This is a genomic window from Paenibacillus peoriae KCTC 3763 (assembly GCF_000236805.1).
GTDB lineage: Bacteria > Bacillota > Bacilli > Paenibacillales > Paenibacillaceae > Paenibacillus > Paenibacillus peoriae.
The window spans coordinates 437,371-455,430 of the sequence record NZ_AGFX01000041.1; the positions used below are offsets into that span (position 1 = coordinate 437,371).

The 18,060-nt window shown below is 38.6% G+C and carries 17 protein-coding genes and 1 pseudogene; 4 read left to right on the forward strand and 14 right to left on the reverse strand.

Annotation, left to right across the window (positions count from 1 at the left end; genetic code table 11):
- Positions 1-423 precede the first annotated feature (423 nt).
- Positions 424-828: a hypothetical protein gene (locus tag KQI_RS0123200; protein ID WP_010349269.1), complete on the reverse strand. Its 405-nt coding sequence runs from the start codon at positions 826-828 to the stop codon at positions 424-426.
- A 316-nt stretch (positions 829-1,144) separates the two neighbouring features.
- Here KQI_RS0123200 and KQI_RS0123205 point away from each other — a divergent pair, with 316 nt between their 5' ends.
- Both KQI_RS0123205 and KQI_RS0123210 read left to right on the forward strand, forming a co-directional pair.
- Positions 1,145-1,357, forward strand: a complete 213-nt coding sequence (locus KQI_RS0123205; RefSeq protein ID WP_010349270.1) for a helix-turn-helix domain-containing protein — start codon at positions 1,145-1,147, stop codon at positions 1,355-1,357.
- Positions 1,358-1,567: 210 nt separating this feature from the next.
- Positions 1,568-1,789 carry a helix-turn-helix domain-containing protein gene (locus tag KQI_RS0123210; protein ID WP_010349271.1) on the forward strand — a complete coding sequence of 74 codons (222 nt, stop codon included), beginning with the start codon at positions 1,568-1,570 and terminating at the stop codon, positions 1,787-1,789.
- 358 nt (positions 1,790-2,147) lie between these two features.
- On the opposite strand, the gene KQI_RS0123215 is transcribed toward KQI_RS0123210, so the two are convergent.
- The 12 genes and pseudogenes from KQI_RS0123215 to KQI_RS27485 form a co-directional block, all read right to left on the reverse strand.
- Positions 2,148-2,522, reverse strand: a complete 375-nt coding sequence (locus KQI_RS0123215; RefSeq protein WP_010349272.1) for a hypothetical protein — start codon at positions 2,520-2,522, stop codon at positions 2,148-2,150.
- A 10-nt stretch (positions 2,523-2,532) separates the two neighbouring features.
- Positions 2,533-2,775, reverse strand: a complete 243-nt coding sequence (locus KQI_RS0123220) for a hypothetical protein (protein ID WP_197536405.1) — start codon at positions 2,773-2,775, stop codon at positions 2,533-2,535.
- 269 nt (positions 2,776-3,044) lie between these two features.
- A complete protein-coding gene (locus KQI_RS0123225) occupies positions 3,045-3,698 on the reverse strand; it encodes a hypothetical protein (RefSeq protein WP_010349274.1) in 654 nt (217 codons plus the stop codon).
- A 292-nt stretch (positions 3,699-3,990) separates the two neighbouring features.
- Positions 3,991-4,545, reverse strand: a complete 555-nt coding sequence (locus tag KQI_RS0123230) for a hypothetical protein (protein WP_010349275.1) — start codon at positions 4,543-4,545, stop codon at positions 3,991-3,993.
- Positions 4,542-4,820: a hypothetical protein gene (locus KQI_RS0123235; protein ID WP_010349276.1), complete on the reverse strand. Its 279-nt coding sequence runs from the start codon at positions 4,818-4,820 to the stop codon at positions 4,542-4,544. The genes KQI_RS0123230 and KQI_RS0123235 overlap by 4 nt, the downstream gene beginning before the upstream one ends.
- Before the next feature lie 279 nt (positions 4,821-5,099).
- Positions 5,100-5,801, reverse strand: coding sequence for a barstar family protein (locus KQI_RS27260; RefSeq protein ID WP_010349277.1), 702 nt, complete (start codon positions 5,799-5,801; stop codon positions 5,100-5,102).
- 466 nt (positions 5,802-6,267) lie between these two features.
- Positions 6,268-6,669, reverse strand: a complete 402-nt coding sequence (locus KQI_RS0123245; protein ID WP_010349278.1) for a hypothetical protein — start codon at positions 6,667-6,669, stop codon at positions 6,268-6,270.
- Between the two features lie 11 nt (positions 6,670-6,680).
- Positions 6,681-6,905 carry a hypothetical protein gene (locus KQI_RS0123250; protein ID WP_029390302.1) on the reverse strand — a complete coding sequence of 75 codons (225 nt, stop codon included), beginning with the start codon at positions 6,903-6,905 and terminating at the stop codon, positions 6,681-6,683.
- Positions 6,906-7,211: 306 nt separating this feature from the next.
- Positions 7,212-7,432: pseudogene (locus KQI_RS29865) on the reverse strand (RHS repeat-associated core domain-containing protein); the annotation flags it as partial.
- Between the two features lie 339 nt (positions 7,433-7,771).
- Complete coding sequence (locus KQI_RS0123260) at positions 7,772-8,158, reverse strand: DUF5071 domain-containing protein (protein WP_010349281.1); 387 nt, start codon at positions 8,156-8,158, stop codon at positions 7,772-7,774.
- Positions 8,159-8,179: 21 nt separating this feature from the next.
- Complete coding sequence (locus tag KQI_RS0123265) at positions 8,180-13,999, reverse strand: RHS repeat-associated core domain-containing protein (RefSeq protein ID WP_010349282.1); 5,820 nt, start codon at positions 13,997-13,999, stop codon at positions 8,180-8,182.
- Positions 14,000-14,092: 93 nt separating this feature from the next.
- Positions 14,093-15,610 carry a fibronectin type III domain-containing protein gene (locus KQI_RS27485; protein WP_241763995.1) on the reverse strand — a complete coding sequence of 506 codons (1,518 nt, stop codon included), beginning with the start codon at positions 15,608-15,610 and terminating at the stop codon, positions 14,093-14,095.
- A gap of 507 nt (positions 15,611-16,117) precedes the next feature.
- On the opposite strand from KQI_RS27485, the gene KQI_RS0123275 reads away from it, so the two are divergent.
- Together KQI_RS0123275 and KQI_RS0123280 are read left to right on the forward strand one after the other, a co-directional pair.
- Positions 16,118-16,876, forward strand: coding sequence for a DUF2087 domain-containing protein (locus KQI_RS0123275; protein ID WP_010349284.1), 759 nt, complete (start codon positions 16,118-16,120; stop codon positions 16,874-16,876).
- Between the two features lie 33 nt (positions 16,877-16,909).
- Positions 16,910-17,251: a GIY-YIG nuclease family protein gene (locus KQI_RS0123280; protein ID WP_010349285.1), complete on the forward strand. Its 342-nt coding sequence runs from the start codon at positions 16,910-16,912 to the stop codon at positions 17,249-17,251.
- 70 nt (positions 17,252-17,321) lie between these two features.
- Here KQI_RS0123280 and KQI_RS0123285 read toward each other — a convergent pair whose 3' ends face one another.
- The gene (locus KQI_RS0123285; protein WP_010349286.1) at positions 17,322-17,879 is read right to left on the reverse strand and encodes a hypothetical protein; all 558 of its coding nucleotides are present in this window, start codon (positions 17,877-17,879) and stop codon (positions 17,322-17,324) included.
- Positions 17,880-18,060 lie beyond the last annotated feature (181 nt).

The window sequence follows — 18,060 nt, forward strand, 5'->3', positions numbered from 1 at the left end:
ATCTCTTTAAGTTGTTATTGGCCCGCCCGGGCGCAGTCCAGATCGCATCCACGGCAGTACAGATAATTACAGACCGGAATTTAACCGGGAAGATTCGCTTGTCATTCCAGTGGTGGATGGATCGCGTTCGTTGCGAGCTGGTCGGGACTGCGCTCAAGCACGTTTGGGTTCGTCCCGGACCGTATGCCGCTGAACGGAAGAGTATGATACCCTGTGGGCAAAAGGCTATTTCCTCTGGTCTTTACTGTTCATGGCAATCATAATGCAACAGAATATTCCGATCCGGGTTATGTGTATTTGGGCAATCTCCTGGCCAGCCGTGGCTACATTATGATCTGCAAGTTTGGAAGGTGATTTTGGATTTACTCCAATCATAAGCTTTTTTTCTATTCGGTAAGTTCCATGATATGAGCATAAGATCATTTATTTCGTAGCAAGTTTTCTTCCATTTAGAGTCACTTTATCCTTCTTATTAAAAAGGTTCAATTCAATAGGTCCTCTACCATGTAACCACAGCAGTTCATCGAATAAAAATGTCAGTCCATCCTTAGCGCGTAAGCGTTCGATGATCTCCGTGACAACTTGCATAACCTCCCCTTGTATTCCCTCTGCCAGTTGCAAACCTCCGCTCTCTCCATCCAGATAAAGATGCGTATGATATGATTGCTTCACCTTCTTCACGTGGCGCAGACACAGTATGCCATTTTCAAGGTAAAAGAAATATTGACGGTCATAAAGAACCCCTTCACATATTTCATACATATAAGGTGAATCATACGGCCCCTGAACCATGGATACCCGTTCCAATCCCATTACCGATTCCAGCATAAATACCCGCTCCATTCGTTAGCTTATTTTTTTCAGGAGAATATTAATCGAAGTTGTAAGCATTATTATTTATGGCATTTATCTGTCCCTTCTTCTATTGATAGCTGTTAGATGTCTGTGCAATATTTATTGCTAATTTTAAAATGTTTTGATACGATGAGCATATTACCATAACGTTTATAAAGCATATTTCAGTAAATTAAAAGCACACTACAATGTTACTTTTGTTAATCCCAATATACATCCAGTGATGTGTATTGTCAATACTTTGATATCAATTTTGAACACTATAGAGTGCATTCGGCTGGAGGAAAATATGATAAAGATTCATCTTTCCCGTATTATGGGTGAAAAACGAGTAAATATTGCCGAGCTTTCCCGCATGACTGGGTTACATAGAAACGGAATTACTAAACTTTACAATGAAGAAACAGACGGTGTGAAATTTGATACGCTAGATAAAATTTGTAAAGCTCTAGACTGCCATGTTCAAGATGTAATCGAGTATGTAGAGGATGATGCAGACTAGATCCCTTCCGTTTATTTAACCCCTCCTCACGCATTAATTGTTTAAGATTAGCAACATAGTGACTGTTGCTAATTTTAAAACATTTTGATACTATGAAGGCATCAACTTAGTTTACTTATACTCTTGTTAACTAGATTACTTATTTACAAATATACACTTCTATCCTATACATGTCAACTAGTTTACTTGATTACTTTTGGAGGAATTGTTGTGATTAGATTTTCTCTTGATAAAATTATGAAGGATCGTGGACTCGAACAAAAAGATATTGTTTCTATTACGGGAATTAATCGAAATACGGTTAAAGCTTTGGCCTCCAACGCAAACGCCCGAATTGACTTTCCAACCTTGAATACACTTTGTAGAACCCTTGGCGTACTCCCTGGTGAACTAATCGAATACTTGCCAGAAGACGACGAAGAGAGCCGTTAACATGCTTACGGCTCTCTGTTCTTTATATAATATTCAAAATACTTTTTTGAATATCTTCTACTCAATTTAATTAGACCGTCGGCAATCCCTTCCTATTAGCAATTTCAAATAAACTCTTCCCTTGTATGATAATATTAAATAAAGCATTAGGATTACGTTACTCCATCTTAAACCAGATACATTTTATTCGTTACGATCAAGATCACATCCATATCTGTTCCCTTAGTCAAACCAACGCTAACATATGACATGGGTTTAAAAACAGCTCCCCATTCCAACCCACTATGATTACTTTTACAATCTCTCCTAGAAAAATAGCAATCTTGGGATTTTGTATCGAGCTTCAATACTATTAATTTTAATCGCTCAAGAGTTCCTGATTCATTCTTTTAATTTCTTTTAGAAACAAATCAATTCTATCCAAATCTATGACCGTTTTATCAATACCAGCTACAAAAAACAGCTTAAGCCAAAAAGCATCTTCTTGAGCATAATTGTTAATTGCCTGTTCAATATTTTCTTCTGTTAATGACTTCACAATAATATCTGGTGGCGATGCAGGAATAAAATTAATATTCTCTCTGGCCATATAACTGATTAGATTTTTTGGAGTACATACAACCATAGAAATATTAGCCTCATCTTCAAGTTCAATAAATACATCTATATTATCATTCTCAATATCTTCTATCTGAGAAAGTGGGGTTGGATAAACAATTTTTTTTATTCTCATTTGGACCTCCTCATTTACCGTAAACTTTGTATAAAATATTAATAACTGTTTGTTCGTTAGCCTTATTAGCCTTAGCCAAGATGGTCATTTGACCATTATTCATTTTGAAAAATACTCTTGCTCCTTCTTTCCCCCTTAAGTAATTAATATCTCTTGTTAAATTTTTCGTTCCAATTCCCGGATTAACATTCCCCTTAAGGAATTTAGCCACAAGCTCATCTGACTCTTTTTGAATTACTGGATTCTTGCCCATTTGTTGAGCTGCTTTTACCAATCCTGTTGTCTTGACTGGTCCATAGCTGGCCAGACAAATCATACACATAAACGTACGTGATCTTCGACGTTACACCTTCGTCAGACGGCTGGAATCATGCGTGTAAGCGGCGTTTTTCATGCCGAATACTTTACAACACATGAAGTAAGTACCAGACTAAAAGAACTTACCCGCAATGAAGGACTCATAGTCTTAAGAAAAACCACAATACGAAACTATATCGCATTGTGGTCACATGATTTAAAGTCCTACTTTATTATCTGCGTAGTACCCGCTTTTACATCGATTAGAAAAACTCTGGGATCCATATTGTAATCTCCCACAATCCCTTCTTCCAATGTAGACAACTCGTATTGATTTGGTACTTTTGTTGGTTTTAAAATTCCCCAAGCCCAATTATCTCCTTCACCACCTGAATAACCACTATTTTCTCTTCTAATTAAAATAGGGATATTCTTTTCTACTCCTGTTGAAATATTTTTCAAATGCAATTGTTCCCTGCTATTCCTCTGGAAAGGATTAATTAAATCTATACGGTATTCATATTTTTGATCTGATGTTAATCGGACAGGATCACTATCAACATTATCATATAACCATCCTCGAGTAGGAGTACCCTCCACCAACTGATAAGAAAAAAAGAGTAATGTTGCCATCAGTAGCACCGATACTATATATTTCATTCTGCTAAATGGTGCCCATCCTTGCTTGATATACGTTAGAGATATCAACAAAATGATAATGGATGGAATTCCGCATACTATTAATATCACTGTCTCTATTAAATCTTGTCCTCGCTGAAATCCTCCAGTTGATCCTAAAATAAACCAGATTAAGGCTGCGATATTCACAAAAATAGGTACCATCCATATTATTTTGAACCAAACAGGCATTTTAATCATTTGCTCCCCCCTGCCTATGTTTTCATTATTTTTTACATATGGCGGATTGTCAAGCCAAGTGTTACAAGACTTATAGAATTATACGGGGACGCAAAAAAGCACCTGAAATCACCATAAAGGTTTTCAAGTGCTTTAAAAGTTTGTTTTAAGTTGCTCGGGCAGTTATCCTTTGCAGCTTTGATTATGACATAAAGACTCGTTGACAACTGCTTATTGCTAGAATAAGCGAGAATTAGCCTCGTTTGTCTTTTAATAATACCTCTTCTCGAAAAACGAAAATTTTCATCTTTTCTTATTTTTTGGTTGCAGGAAAATTATTCTTGATTGGTGGAGTATAATCCCAACTTATCAATTTAATATGGTATTTATCAAGTAATTCATCTGCGAGGATTATCCCAGTATTAGCTCCTATACTGTCTCTTTCAATAAACAGAGCATCAGGAAAGTAATGCTCATACTCTCCAGGATCGTCCAAATCACCCATATAGTAATTTGCATTTCCTGGACTATAGTATATTTCCTTTGTGTCATCGACTTTTAGTAACGTTATTCTTTCATTTCCACTAGCTAATCTTTCCTTCCACTTGCGATATTTGCCGCGACCTTCATCTGAACCAATGCCATCATATTCGCATATTAACGTATCTTTAATAACCTTTCGTTGCCCATTAATTTCATATTCCAAACGAAATGGAAATTTCCCATATGTTATTTCAGGGCGTGGAGGATTGGGCTCTAATTGAATCCCTATTAATATTAGAAGCCAAGGTAAAGCAATATACACTATGATTGCAAATACCAATAACAACGGAATGCTTATCAATAACAATGTTTTTTTCATTTTCATTTATATCCCGCCTCCTTTAAAGCATTTTTTACTGAACCCATTTTATGATTTCTGACCATTTGCCAAGCCTTATATGCATCAGAGTGCCACCACTTAATTTTATACTGCGTAGGTAAGTAAACCGTTGTTCCAGTGCCTACTTCACCTAAAGTCTTATTCAAAATTTCGTCCTTAACTACATAATTCGTTGCTCTTGCAGTATAGTTCTCATCACTTAAACCATATTTACCTAGTGAAGGTACTGCAGGATTAAATGTAATGGCATTTTTATTCACTATTCTTATGATTAGCCACAAAATACGAAGATTTTAAAATCGAATAGAATTAAACTCGACGGGTCATCTTATTTTCAAGATGGTCCCTTAATTTTGTTCCAATTACTATTTCAAATATACTGATCCATATAAAAGGCGGCGATTGCCCCCAATCACTACCTAATATTTCTTTCTTCTACTTCAATTTAAAGAAAAATTCACAGTAACACGACCTGAGGCCAAAATCTCTAATAAATCCATAAAATATTGCTCAGATGAGAAAGCATAACCAATCCCTGCTTAATCTGTATTTTCCTGATAGTTTTTCAAAAAGTAGTGCGGGTTTCTCCAGTTGATTGTGAAAGGAGCTAATGCTCCAAAACCTCCACACAGACAGTCCTTTAAACTAGATAAATTAAATCCATAGTAGCCCCCAGGTTCGTTGATCGCTTCACCCAATGCTATAAAAAAGGTTAGGAAATCAGATACATATTCTCCATCTATAGTATAGACTTCTCCTTGCTTGTCTTGCTTTGAAGATTTGTTATACATAGAGTGTACTCTAACCACGTTTAGCCATCCTACTCTCTCTTCTTCAGAGAAATCTTTCCATAAATTTTTTCCAAGAGTATGCTTTCTCCTTAATAAATTCCATAATCTTAATTCGACAGGGGATAGCCTAGTCTCAAGTGAACCCATAAGTTTAAGATTCGCTTTTCTTTTCATGTTATCAAGTTTCTGAATTTTAAATGGTTCCGGCAAATAACAATGGTACGTCCCAATCACCTCTCCTTCATCGTTTAAAATAGCAATTTGCAAATTGTATAAGGATTGTTTTGTATATGTCATACTCTCCATAAATTCTTCATTGAATGTAAATTGTTCAAAAATTATTTTTTCATACGTTTCAATAGTTAATTCACCTATTAAACCAATTACATTCATACAAAAACCAACGACAAGTCCACTTTCATCATCAATGATTGCAAATCTATACTTCATGACAGACCTCTTTTCAGAATAGTCAAGGATTCATATTTTTTTATTTTCCACCCTCTGGATACCACGGTGATGGAAATAACTTAGGTTTGGAATAATCGTGATTAACAACATATCCAAGTTTGCCGTCGGGTCTTTTTAAAATTCTATGTCTAGAACATCATATTCTAATGATCCTGCCCATACATTAGAGCTAGCACCTTTTTTAAGCTCGTTTGCTTGGAAAATTATTTGTAATCGGCGTTCTTCATGCCAAGGATTTTGCCACTGTCCATGTTCTGGCGGTTGCCGTTGGCGTCGTAGCTGTATGTTCTGCTTTCCTCAGCAGCCGTCTCAATCGTAACAAATGTAGTGGTAGTTAGGAACTAATACAGGGCCACGACTTGATCACTTTGTCACTACTTTTTTAAAAATAAGATAACATGAACAAAAGAACCTTGAAAGGCATGAAGCCAATCAAGGTTGTAGTTTAGTTTATAGTTATTTCTTTCCTAGTTAGGGAGTTAACATGATCTGTTTTCATGGACCAATAATCCTCTAATAGCTCGTCAACTGATTTGTCATCATTAATTTTATGCGATTTTAGTAATCCTGCTAATGAATCATGTGCAATTATTAGTAATTCTGCATTTTCGTCAATTATTTTAATGCCGGTCACAGCTTGTTCAATTACTAACTTAGGATATTCATCCCCATCTGATGCTTCCGTGGGTATGTTTTTGATAATGATATCTCTATTTGGTGCTTCAATCAAAACACTTAATGCAAACTCTCCAGCTTCATTAATTAATAGATCGAAAGTTTCACCCTTTAAGCTTTTAAGTATGTTTTTTTGTTCTTGATTTAGAAGATTCTTTATAGTGTGCCTCACTCAAGTCCTCCTTATTTTATAAAATGAATTTTTTGCTGCTTGAGCATATTGCCTCCATTAATATCAACTGCAGGAGTTCCGTCAGAATGCGAAACTGATCTGTAAGTGACCGTGGTACCATCTTCCATAATTCTAAGTATTTTACCGTTACCAAGGTCTTTTTCGGTTTTAAATCCTTGTGTTTTTTCATTAAAGAATTCTCGTGCGACCTTATCTCCTCCAGAAATATTTCTCACCTTGCTACTTCCGCTCTGACCGATTTGTACCAAAGTATCCAGATTCATTGGCTATGAACTTAATAGAGCTACCCAGGTTGGTTTGATTAGTAGCAAGACCAAAAAGATATTTAAACTGATTCTGGGTCATTTCCCCCACTTAGAGCATACCCAAACATGGATTTACTATGTTTAGATAGAAGTTGTCCTAAAAGCTGACTTTTTACACCATTGCTTGCTCCGCGAGCAATTAATTATGCTCATCGTGTCTTCAGATGTTGCCACACTATAATAGAGTCCACCATCACCTGCGCCAGCCATATGTGTATGACCACTTGGATCAATATAAATCAACGGATTGTTTTGAACATACGTACACAAGTTCAAACTCGAAGGATTTTCATTCTCTCCTTCATACGTATCATATCCTCATTGATAAATCTTCCACTATCAGGATCATACCATCTGGCGCACAGGTATTGCAGTTCTGTTGTATCATCCCACAGTTCGCCAGAGTAACGGAACGGATTGTGGACTTTTTCTTCCTTTCTTCCGTCTTCTCATGGCACTCTGCCACCACATGCTCGGTCATCTGGGCTTGGCTTGCGACTCTTGATTCAAAACTGCCCCCAGCAGTTTCGTGATCCAACGTATCTTGAGAAACTTCCTAGAAAAGTTGATGCACATGCTCTGCATCTAAGGGAATTTGATATAGAGCCATGTCACTACACACCTTGTCCTTTAGAATATTGTTTCAATAACTCTATTCTAACTGAGGGTTTTGAACATGGCTCTCTGTTCATTTTTTGAAAACCTTTTTTGCACATTTGATATGGACTCAACTAGGCATAGTGTCCCTCAAGGTTAGCAAAATAATTTCACAACAATTATTCTAATTTCTCTAAAATCTCTCCAGCAATCCGGTCGACTTCTTCAAGTTTATCATCCAAACTGGGATGCATAATAAGCTCTTCTAACTCTAATGCTATCTCTCCAATTACACTATTAGGAAGATATCTACAAAAATCTTCAAGAACAAAGTACTTCCAAGTGCTATCATCAGATTTTAATATTCTTTTCAAGTTTGGAACCAACTCTAAATCAAATTGAAATAATATATTCCTAATTTCTGATGAAATCGGCCAGTTACTATCTTTTAACCAAACGAATAGTTCAGATATTATGGGTCTAATTTGTTTTTTTTCTAATAGTTTTAACTGATTTATATTATCAAAATCAGATTTGTGTCTAGGAATATAATCTCGTGGCTTCACCTCATAGCCCCTTTCCAATAATCAGTATTTTATTGATATACTTTTTAATATCTCAGTTAAATAATAAGGCGACTGGTTAGCTTTTTCTCTGGAAGCTATCCACATTTTATGCTCGTAAGGATCAACGGCGCTAACCGAGACATGCCCCGTAGCAGCGTTATCTATAACTGCTTTAAGTACACCAGTTGCATTGACTGCTTCTACAGTTGTAAGTGTACCTTTATCCCCCACCACTTTAAGAAAATAAGAAAGTCCAGATGTATCCACAGTTCTTGGTGTCAGATTTACATTCGTACCACTCCCACTTCTATAAATTGTTCTAGGTTTAAGAGTAGTATTTGTATCTACCTTTGTTTTACTAGCCTCTATTCCAATTGCTGCACTAATTCCTAGAATCTGAATTAGAGAATTAGCTGTGGAACCAGCATTATTAACTGGTAAAGCAACTTCATTTTTAGATATTCGAAAAACAGATATATTTCGAGCTTTATCTATTGCCATCAATTTTTGTTTCTCATATATCTGAACAATAGAACTGTATGGCTTATGCTGATTAGCTTTATATAATGAATCAGGAACATATCTATCAATTTTACTTAGATCGTTACATCCACCACTGTGAGATGATTTCCCATCAATTGATTGGCACCAATTTCCAGTTGGATCCACATAAATCAAGGGATTATTATTTACATATACGTACCAGTTCAAGCTTTGCGGATCGCTTATCTTCCCTTCATACGTATCCTCATTAATAAACCTTCCACTATCAGGATCATACCATCTGGCACGAAGGTATTGTAATTCCGTTGTATCATCCCATAATTCGCCTGAATATCGGAATGGATTGTGGACTTTTTCTTCCTTGACCTCTTCGTTGCCCCAAATATCATACTGATATTGATTCAGCAAGGCTCCAGATGAATCTCTGATTTCAATAATATCTCCGTGACCATTATAGACGGGATAGGCTTCCGTTTGATCGGCATAGGCTATGGCCTCTAATTTCAAACCACGAATATAATTGGCTTTTAAAACAGGTTTTCCATTTTCAATCGTAGCTTCTGCTATGACTTGGGCATTGTTTCCATCGTAGTAGTAACGGGTATGAACGCCGTCCTGTATACGGTCTGTCAATAATCCATCCCCGTTGTATCGGTACTCTACAAGCTTTCCGTCGATCTTGACCTGGGTCAATCGGTTCTGATCGTCAAAGCTATTCACCCTCGGCTTCGTATGAGGGGCTCTCTCTGTTTCCATCGTAAGACGGTTCCCTCTGGCATCATACGAATAAGCATCCTGATTTTCGGTAGAGGTAGCAATCCGATTCAGTTTGTCATACGTAAAGGCATCCTCTACACCATTTTGAATACGCTTCGTGATATTTTTACCAGGATCATAGCTATATTGGAAGCTGTTCGTTTCCGCATCAGATCGTGTGTGCTTTAATTCAACTAACTCAATCCCATTATATTGATTTTGCTGGCGATAACCATTTGCAGATACTGTTGAATCCAGCAATCCATTTTTGGTGTAGGCATATTCCGAAACAGGCTTATCTTTTGTATTACCTACAGTCTTCAATCTGTTCAAAAGATCATACGTGTAGTTTACTTGTTCGCCAAATGGTCCTGTCATTTCAGTTCGATTGCCATTCGAATCATACTGATTGGAGAGCTTTAGACCATCCGGGTAAGACAAGGTGTTCAGTTGCTCCGTATACGGATCATACGCATAGGATGTTGTACCCGTTTGATCTGTCATGCTTAGGCGTTTGCCTGCCGCATCGTATACATAGCTGACCGTCTCATCTTTACCTGTACGCGACTTCAACCGATTACGGCTATCGTATTCAAAAGAAGTGACATTCCCGTTGCGATCTATTTTTTTGGATAAGTTGCCATTCGCATCAAAATAGCGCTTTTCGATCTGGTCGTTCGCGTCTTTGGTTTGAATCACTCTACCCAGTTCATCATACGACTTGACTTTAGCTTGACCATCCGGATATGTGATCCGAGTGAGATTACCCAGCATATCGTAAGTGTACTTCGTCGTTTCGCCATTGGGTTCTGTTACAGATGTTTGATCACCCAAAGCATTATACGAAAACTGAGTCTCATTTCCATTCGCATCGGTCTGTTTCAAAGTCTGATCGCTTACAGCATCATACACTATCTTGGAAGTTATTTCCTCGTTACCGTCTATTGCTGATTTTTCTTTATTTTGTACCAAACGGTTCCATTTATCGTAGATTTGAATTTGTTCATTAAGCTCACCGTCTCGTTGAATTACTTGACGAAGAGCATCATCATACTTAACTGCTGCTTCTGAACCGTCCGCATAGGCTGTCGAGGTTGTACGGCTCCAAGCGTCATAGCCATAGCGTGTCAGATGCCCAAGTGCATCTTCACTGGACACTAATCTTCCGTTAGCATCATAAGCTGACTTGGACTTGATCACGTAATCGTTACCTTCGAACAATCCTGACTCGATATTCCAGCCCAAAGCATTGTAACGTGTTTTGGTTCGTATCCCCAGCTCATTCGTAACCGTTACGGTGTTCTCAAGATCATCGTAGGCTACACGGATACTTTTACCGTCCGGATAGGTTACAGCCTTTACGCGATCAAGAGCATCGTATTGATACCCGGTTTTCTGACCCTTCCCATCCAGCGAGGAAGTGATTAAACCAGTTGACTTATCATAATCAGACTGAATGGTTACTGTAGATTTTCCACCATCAATATTTGTAATCTCTACACTTTGTTTCGTTGGAAAAGCATGATCGTAGCCACTGCTGTATTCCGTTGTTGTAGTCACGGACTTGTTACCATTCGCAATCGTCTGAACCGTTGTATTTCCGTAAGCATCGATACCCGAATAATTTACTTTTTGTAGTAATTCTCCCCCGGAATGATCCTTGGAGACGATGACCTGCGTTACTTTCCCTTGTGGGTTACGCGTGTACTCTGTAACTCCAGTGCTTTGGGAATCAATCGGTTCCGTAACGGTTTTAATCCTATGCTTGTCGTCATACATATACGCAGTTTGTGAACCCTTTTCATCCACTGAACCTGTAATATTACCGTAATCATCATATTCAGCAGTCGTTGTCAAAACGTCTCCATTTTGATTATTACTGGACGAAGTACGGGTTGGAACAGGTACGGTATAGGCTTTGCCTGTCACCTGCTTACCGTATTGATAAGCTGTGCTCTTTTCAGAATCTCCTGCTTTAACCATAGATTGATCCAGGTAATACTGTGGTGGCGTGTCTGCACTAATAAACTTTTTATTATAATTGAATGTTGAACGAACCAATCCATTGTCTGTTACGGTAGAGAACGAAGTATCTTTTACATAGCTCTCACCCATATCGGAATTATAATGAATCGTTTCCCGATTATAGTTTTCGGTTTGATTGTTTTCATATGTGATTTGGTCTACACGTGAGACCGCTCTATATGCCTCGTTTACCGAATCGGAGCCAATATAGCGTTTTACTGGCTGGTCTTCATAAGTATACAAAGTAGAGGCTCCCGTAGGATGAAATACTTTGGTTAACAAAGCGTACGGATTAGAGATTTGTCTTTCAGGATGTGACGCGCTCAAATTAAACTTGGCAGGTGCCAATGTATAGGAATATGTGGTTTTTCTGCCTTCGGCATCTGTCACGGAATCCAGTAATTCAACACCTTGTTCTGTATGTTTATTATAGACAACTGTGCGGTTTCCTTTAGACAAAGTAACGTCTGTAGCCGTATATTGAATATCAATCGAGTTGCCGATTGCATCTTCTACCTTACTAAGCAATTTACGTTTATAAGTAGCATTGAGTTCATAATTGAACTTTATCGTGTTATGATATGCATCTTCAATTTGCAGCAACTGACCGTCTTTGGAAAAATATTGTTTTTTCGTCCCATCAACAGAAGTTAATACAGTAGCTGAGTTCTCCCCATTAACTGTTACTGAAGTGTCGGGAGTGAAGGTCAGTCCTTTCCAGTCGTAACCTTTGAGCTGGTCACCCTCAATTTCATAGCTGCCACCATCCCCCAAGTGCATATACTGCTTGCCCTCTTTGGTTTCTACATAAGGTAAATTCCAAGACCACCCCTTACCCAGAGGGTTCAATTGATCTTCTAGCGCAGGATAGGTACGGTTTTGAAAAATAAATGAAGGTTGATAGGCTACAATCTCAGCAAAAACGGTAGCATCCGCATCTGCTGCAATATAGTATTTATTCCCATCGTCACCCGGAATTTCAGCCTGAGGACTGCTGTTAATTATATCCCTATAGTACTCAGCCTCAGCAATGGTTGTGAACAGCGCTGTCTGTCGGCGAACAGCCGTTTCCAGCCCCTCAGAAACAATCGTTTCAATTTGTGGTGAGCCTTCCATGGTAAAGGCTGTTCTTGTCCTTCCGCCTTTTCCGTTACTTGTCCACTCGCTATAACCAATATCGCTAGTATAACCGGGCTTTGTGACGGTTCCGCTATAATCTTGTCTCCATTCTCTGGTATCAGCAGTTCCCTTATTGTAGACTGTTCCTGAATAATACGCTGCTCCTGATTCTGTACATATTCCTCTACCAGGAGAGTACATGGGACATCTTGGGAAAACGAGCAAAGACGATAAAGTTAAATCCCCTACATATGAATCCCTGTCGTAATGCATTTTAGAGTCTCCACATACCGGGCTACCTTGAAAAGTTCGCGAAGCGTTGCCCATACTATCATAATAGAACAAATTCATAACGCTGCATTGTTCCATGTATATATTTTTTGAACTAGGAGCCGTATATGATCCCTTGATGACTCTAGCTTGCCCGTCTTTACTTAAAGTTCCGGTAAACCCATCTTTACTATACTTAATAGAGTCCGGAAAAGCCTTCTCCCATTTTCCCGTTTGAGAGTTCTTTTCTACTCTGGACTCCGGAGCTATTGTATAGGTTATTTTCTGTCCCGCTGCTTGACTAGCAGCTTCATAGGTTGTGTATGTGCCTATAACTTTGGTTTCTGGCTGAAGATTATAGGTGTTAACATCAACATTCCCATCACCATTTGTGTCCTCTTGCACCCATCTTTTTTGCTGATAGGCTACCTTGTACGATTTAGTGACAGGTTTCATCATCGCCTTAAAGTAGACATAATAATTTTGCACAGCAGCACTGTTGTCAACAATTTCAGCGCCCTTGTCAAAAAATTGAGCCCGATTCGTATCATATTGACGCGTCAAAGAAAAGCCAAGCCCATTTCGTCCAGGCAGAGTTAAATCTGTATTTTGCAGCGATAAGCTGCCTGATAAAGTGGATATCGATTCTTTATCGTCACCAACAGAATAAGGTGCTTCATTAAAAGAAGACTTATTGTATACTGGCGCTTCTTCTCTAATGGGTGGAAGCTGTGGCACATTCACCATGAGACTTTGTTTCAGGAAGTCCACCTTATATACATCTTCAGTAACTTTTGATGCTGGATCAGGATCATCTGTTGGATAAACATCATCTGTAACACTATGAGAAATCAGGTTATCTAATGGAGCATCCGATAGCTTATTATATACGTTACTTGTTACAGTCTGTGATTGGTTTTCCTCTGAAGGAAATAACGAAGCTACTGCCTGCTCGTAGCTTATATGATCCTGTTCAGCCATATATAACGCTGTATAAATTTGATTTAATGAATAACCTTTTTTTACTTGTTCCGAAAGAAAAGATGATGTGACTCCAAATCGGGCAGCCATTTGATCCGCCGAATATTGCGAATTGTCCTTCCCTGCACCGAATACATTTGGAGGAACAAAGCCACTAATTGTACTGAAAATAAATGTAATAATCATGATTATCGCTATATGACGTCTTGTTGTTCTAAATCGCAAGTTCTTCTCTCCATTCCGTGACTTTAATTTAAGTTACTTATCGTTTATTTGGAGTTATTTACTCTTAATTTGTATCAGGTTACCGTTAGAGTCATATTGATATTTGAAAACAACCTGACCATCCTGTTCAATATGCTCAAGCCTTCCATTAGCGTCATATATATATTTATACTTTCTGGATAGGCCACTTTTAATGCTAATGCTAAACTCCGAATAGTTACCAGCCGCATCCTTGGCTTTAACTGCGAACTTATATATTTTCTGAGGTTCTAATTGGTCTACTTGAAAGGTTAATTCCTTGGTATTGCCTATCATCTGACCATTACGATAAACATCGTAGCCAACGACTCCAACATCATCTGTAGATGCTTCCCAGGTTAGAGTAATGCTGTTAGGCGAAGGTCTGGAACCTACTAACTTCTTAGGTTTGGAAGGACTTGTTATATCCTTGGGCAAATCATCAATAGCCGGTATACGATCCAATCGGTCATTAAGCTGTTGTTTGTCTGTATCATTGAGATGCACTAGTAAAGGGCGGGCCATATTAATCTCCGTTTGTAATTTTGAAGCTTCTGCTTTTTCAACTGCCTGCGTAGCTGTCTTTAATTGTTCAGTATAGGCAGCAGCTTTTGCATCAATGATTTTCTGTATCGCTGCTACCCTTTCAACAAGCTTGCCCTTGTCTGGATTACGCAACTTGTTTATTAGCTCTACAGCTGCATTTACATCATTTTGTAATTGGGTTGTCTCTGCTTGTGTTACCGCTGCTGCAGCTTTGTCCAGTTGTTCTACATAATGGGGATCATCCGAATCCGACCATTTAAAAACATAATAGTAACCCCCTGAAATCCCATTTTGCGGATATTCTGCAGGATCTGCGCTTGTTATCTGACCTACAAACTCCCGGTTGGTAAACGTATGAGCCCCTTCCTCTGTTAACGCTTCAGCAGTCATATAGATGAAGGGGTTTGCATCGCTGGAGGAGAAACAAACAAAATATATATCGTTAGCTTTAAAATGAAGTCGTTCTTCATTTGGTACCCCCTCATAAAACAGCTCAGACAAAGAAGTTGCTTCTGACCCTTTCATAAAAATTCGAAGAGCATTACCTGATTGCCAAGTAAAATAATCTTTTCTAGTTACATCTGGATTTACGTATTTTACAATTTGTGGCTCTTGCTTATAAAGCCAATCAATAACTGTAAATTTTCTAACCCCATCCGTTATACTTTCGGTGACAACTCCAGTTGTTTTCACTGTTTTATAGCCGGTGAAGTCTCCATACACATTTGGGGTTTGGCTTAAAGCCTGAAAGAACCTTCGCTCTTCCATTTCTCCTTCTTTTGAATGTTTATCAATATCAAAACCCAGTTCTATTTGTCTTCCAGGTACTTCAGTCAGTTTATATGTCTTCACCTCAGTACCCTTGTACTTGTACCAAGTATAATAAAATCTACCCTTGTCCTTGTCCCAAGTACGATAATCTGCATAAGATACTCCACCATTCCAGCCCAATGATGCCACTATAAAAACACCTAGCATCAATATTAATGGCCATTTTTTCAACATCATCTCTTAACCTCTTTTCTCCAAGTACACTCAGATAATCATTAGCATTATAACTTTTCAATAATTCTACTAACAGTTAAATATTAGAAGAAAGTAAATTACAAGCATAGATATTTGGAAGCAGGCATCATATATTCAAATTTCCAAGGCAACCTTAAAGAACCCCAACGCGTTTTGGACGGTTGGATCAGAGTAATTATACGTTTTCATGCTACTTGCAAAATGAGAAGCCCTTCTTACGACAAATAAAGAATTTTGACAAGCCCTATTTCCGTGTTAGAGGTTTTATCCCTTTTTTATACGACTCACTCGGAGCAACTCCCTCTGTAAAATAAGTATTGTTTCATGAATGAATTCATCTGCATTCAGGTGGATTAGCTCTCCTGTGTATAAATTGGCGACAGAGTCACCGGAAATCTCCCTTACATTCATCTCTCTCATTGATTTAAAATAAACGAAATGTTATATTGTCTATAAAATAATCATCATTTAATCGAGGTGTTTGCTAAAATGGATCATTCCGAGCTATTCTGGAATGCTGGAGTCGAGGAGCTAAAGCGTGGATATATCCGTCAGGGAGAGCAGGTGGTCTGCCTGCTGGACGGACAGCGATACGAGCAAGGTATCATCTATCAGGATCAAGGGGTATTTTATGACGCGGAGAGATACATGCGTCTTCATATTGAGCGGACATATGGTTCGGTATTTGAATATTTGATCGGCCTGGACAAAAAGCTGACCGGGCTGACGGATCATCAGAATCGACTGCTTCAGCTATTTTATGAAGGCATGGGCGATGCGGATATTCAAAAGGAAACCGGAATCGGCAGTGCATCAACCATACGCAATCACCGCTTTGGACTCAAGGAAAAAGAACGGCAGGCCAAGGTATTTCTCACATTAATGGAGCTGCTAAAGGAGAAGGACCGCCATGCTCCAGCCATCATCGAAGTGCCGGTACGGACACGGATGGTGGACGAACGCTACAACATTACAGAAGACGAAAAGCAAAAGATACTCAAGAAGTATTTTCCGAATGGTACAGACGGGCACCTGAAAACCTTCAAAATGCAAGAAAAGCACAAGCTAGTTGTGCTGCGTGAAATTGCGGAACGTTTCGTAAAAGGACAAACGTATCATGAGAAGGATATCAATACGATTTTACAGGAAGTGTATGACGATTATGTCACAGTGCGCAGATATATGATTGAGTATGGTCTATTGGATCGCAAGCCGGATGGAAGTGAATATTGGTTAAAAGATTATTAATGAGCAACGTTTATAAATGAGGAGGATTCAACCATGAACAGAAGAAAAGAACTGGTACAGCAGTACATGGAGATAAAAACCGAGGCTGGAATCTATTGCATTCGCAATACACACAATGGAAAAATGCTTGTCGCTTCTACGCCGAATTTGAAATCGCTGAATGGGCGTCGTTTTGAATTGCAAATGGGCGTATCTAAAAATAAACAGCTGCAACAAGAATGGAATGAGTATGGCGAGGATGCATTTGAATTTGAAGTGCTGGACATTTTGAAGAAAAAGGATTCAGAGTTCTTCGATGTCAAAGATGCGCTGGCAAAGCTGGAGCAGACCTGGATTGATCGACTCCAGCCTTATGGGGACAAAGGATATTTGTAAAACCACTTTCGAGCAGCAACCGTCTGGAGCCTTCGTTATCTGGACCAATGAAGGCTTCTATACGGTGAACCTAATTTAATAATCCCCAGCCAATTCCAACCAGGACTCCATTAATTAGGAATAATGCAATACATGCTTTCCACTTGTTGACTTCATTCGTTTGAAAAAATCCGGGCACTTTACCATGGCACATGAACAAAGTAAAAGACAAATTCCAAATAATACGAATACCATACTTTATGTAATATAGAGCAGGACTCAGCTGTACACCGCCCCATATAGGCGGGATATCCGGAATGAACAAAATGGCACACGCATAGTACATAGTCTCATATGTAAAATAAAATACAGCCAGCCACCAGGCCCACTTCTTACCAAACAACATACCAACACCAGCAGTGGTTCCAGCCAAACCAAGCAAAGCAATGAATCCTTGAAACATGCCCCTGCAAATCCCTAGTAACGTAGAAGCCTCATTCAACGCATTGAGTGTCAATAGCTGTGTCACCAGCAGAAGAGCCCCATTAAAAATCAGTAAAATGGCTGCAATACTTACACCTAAAGGCCGTTCAAGAGCTGTGCTCGTTACATATTCCACTACTTCTTTTTTGGTATATAAATCCGACACTTCGTCTACTCTCCTAACCCAATGATATACATCCATTTTCGGGCGGCTACAATAACAGTGTGTTCTCGCCTCATTCCCATATATCGGCATTCAAAGAAATATGATTTAGATTAATAGAATCCCAAATAGAGTAATATCTACCCTTATACTACCATTCAAAGATTGAATCTGACAAATAAAA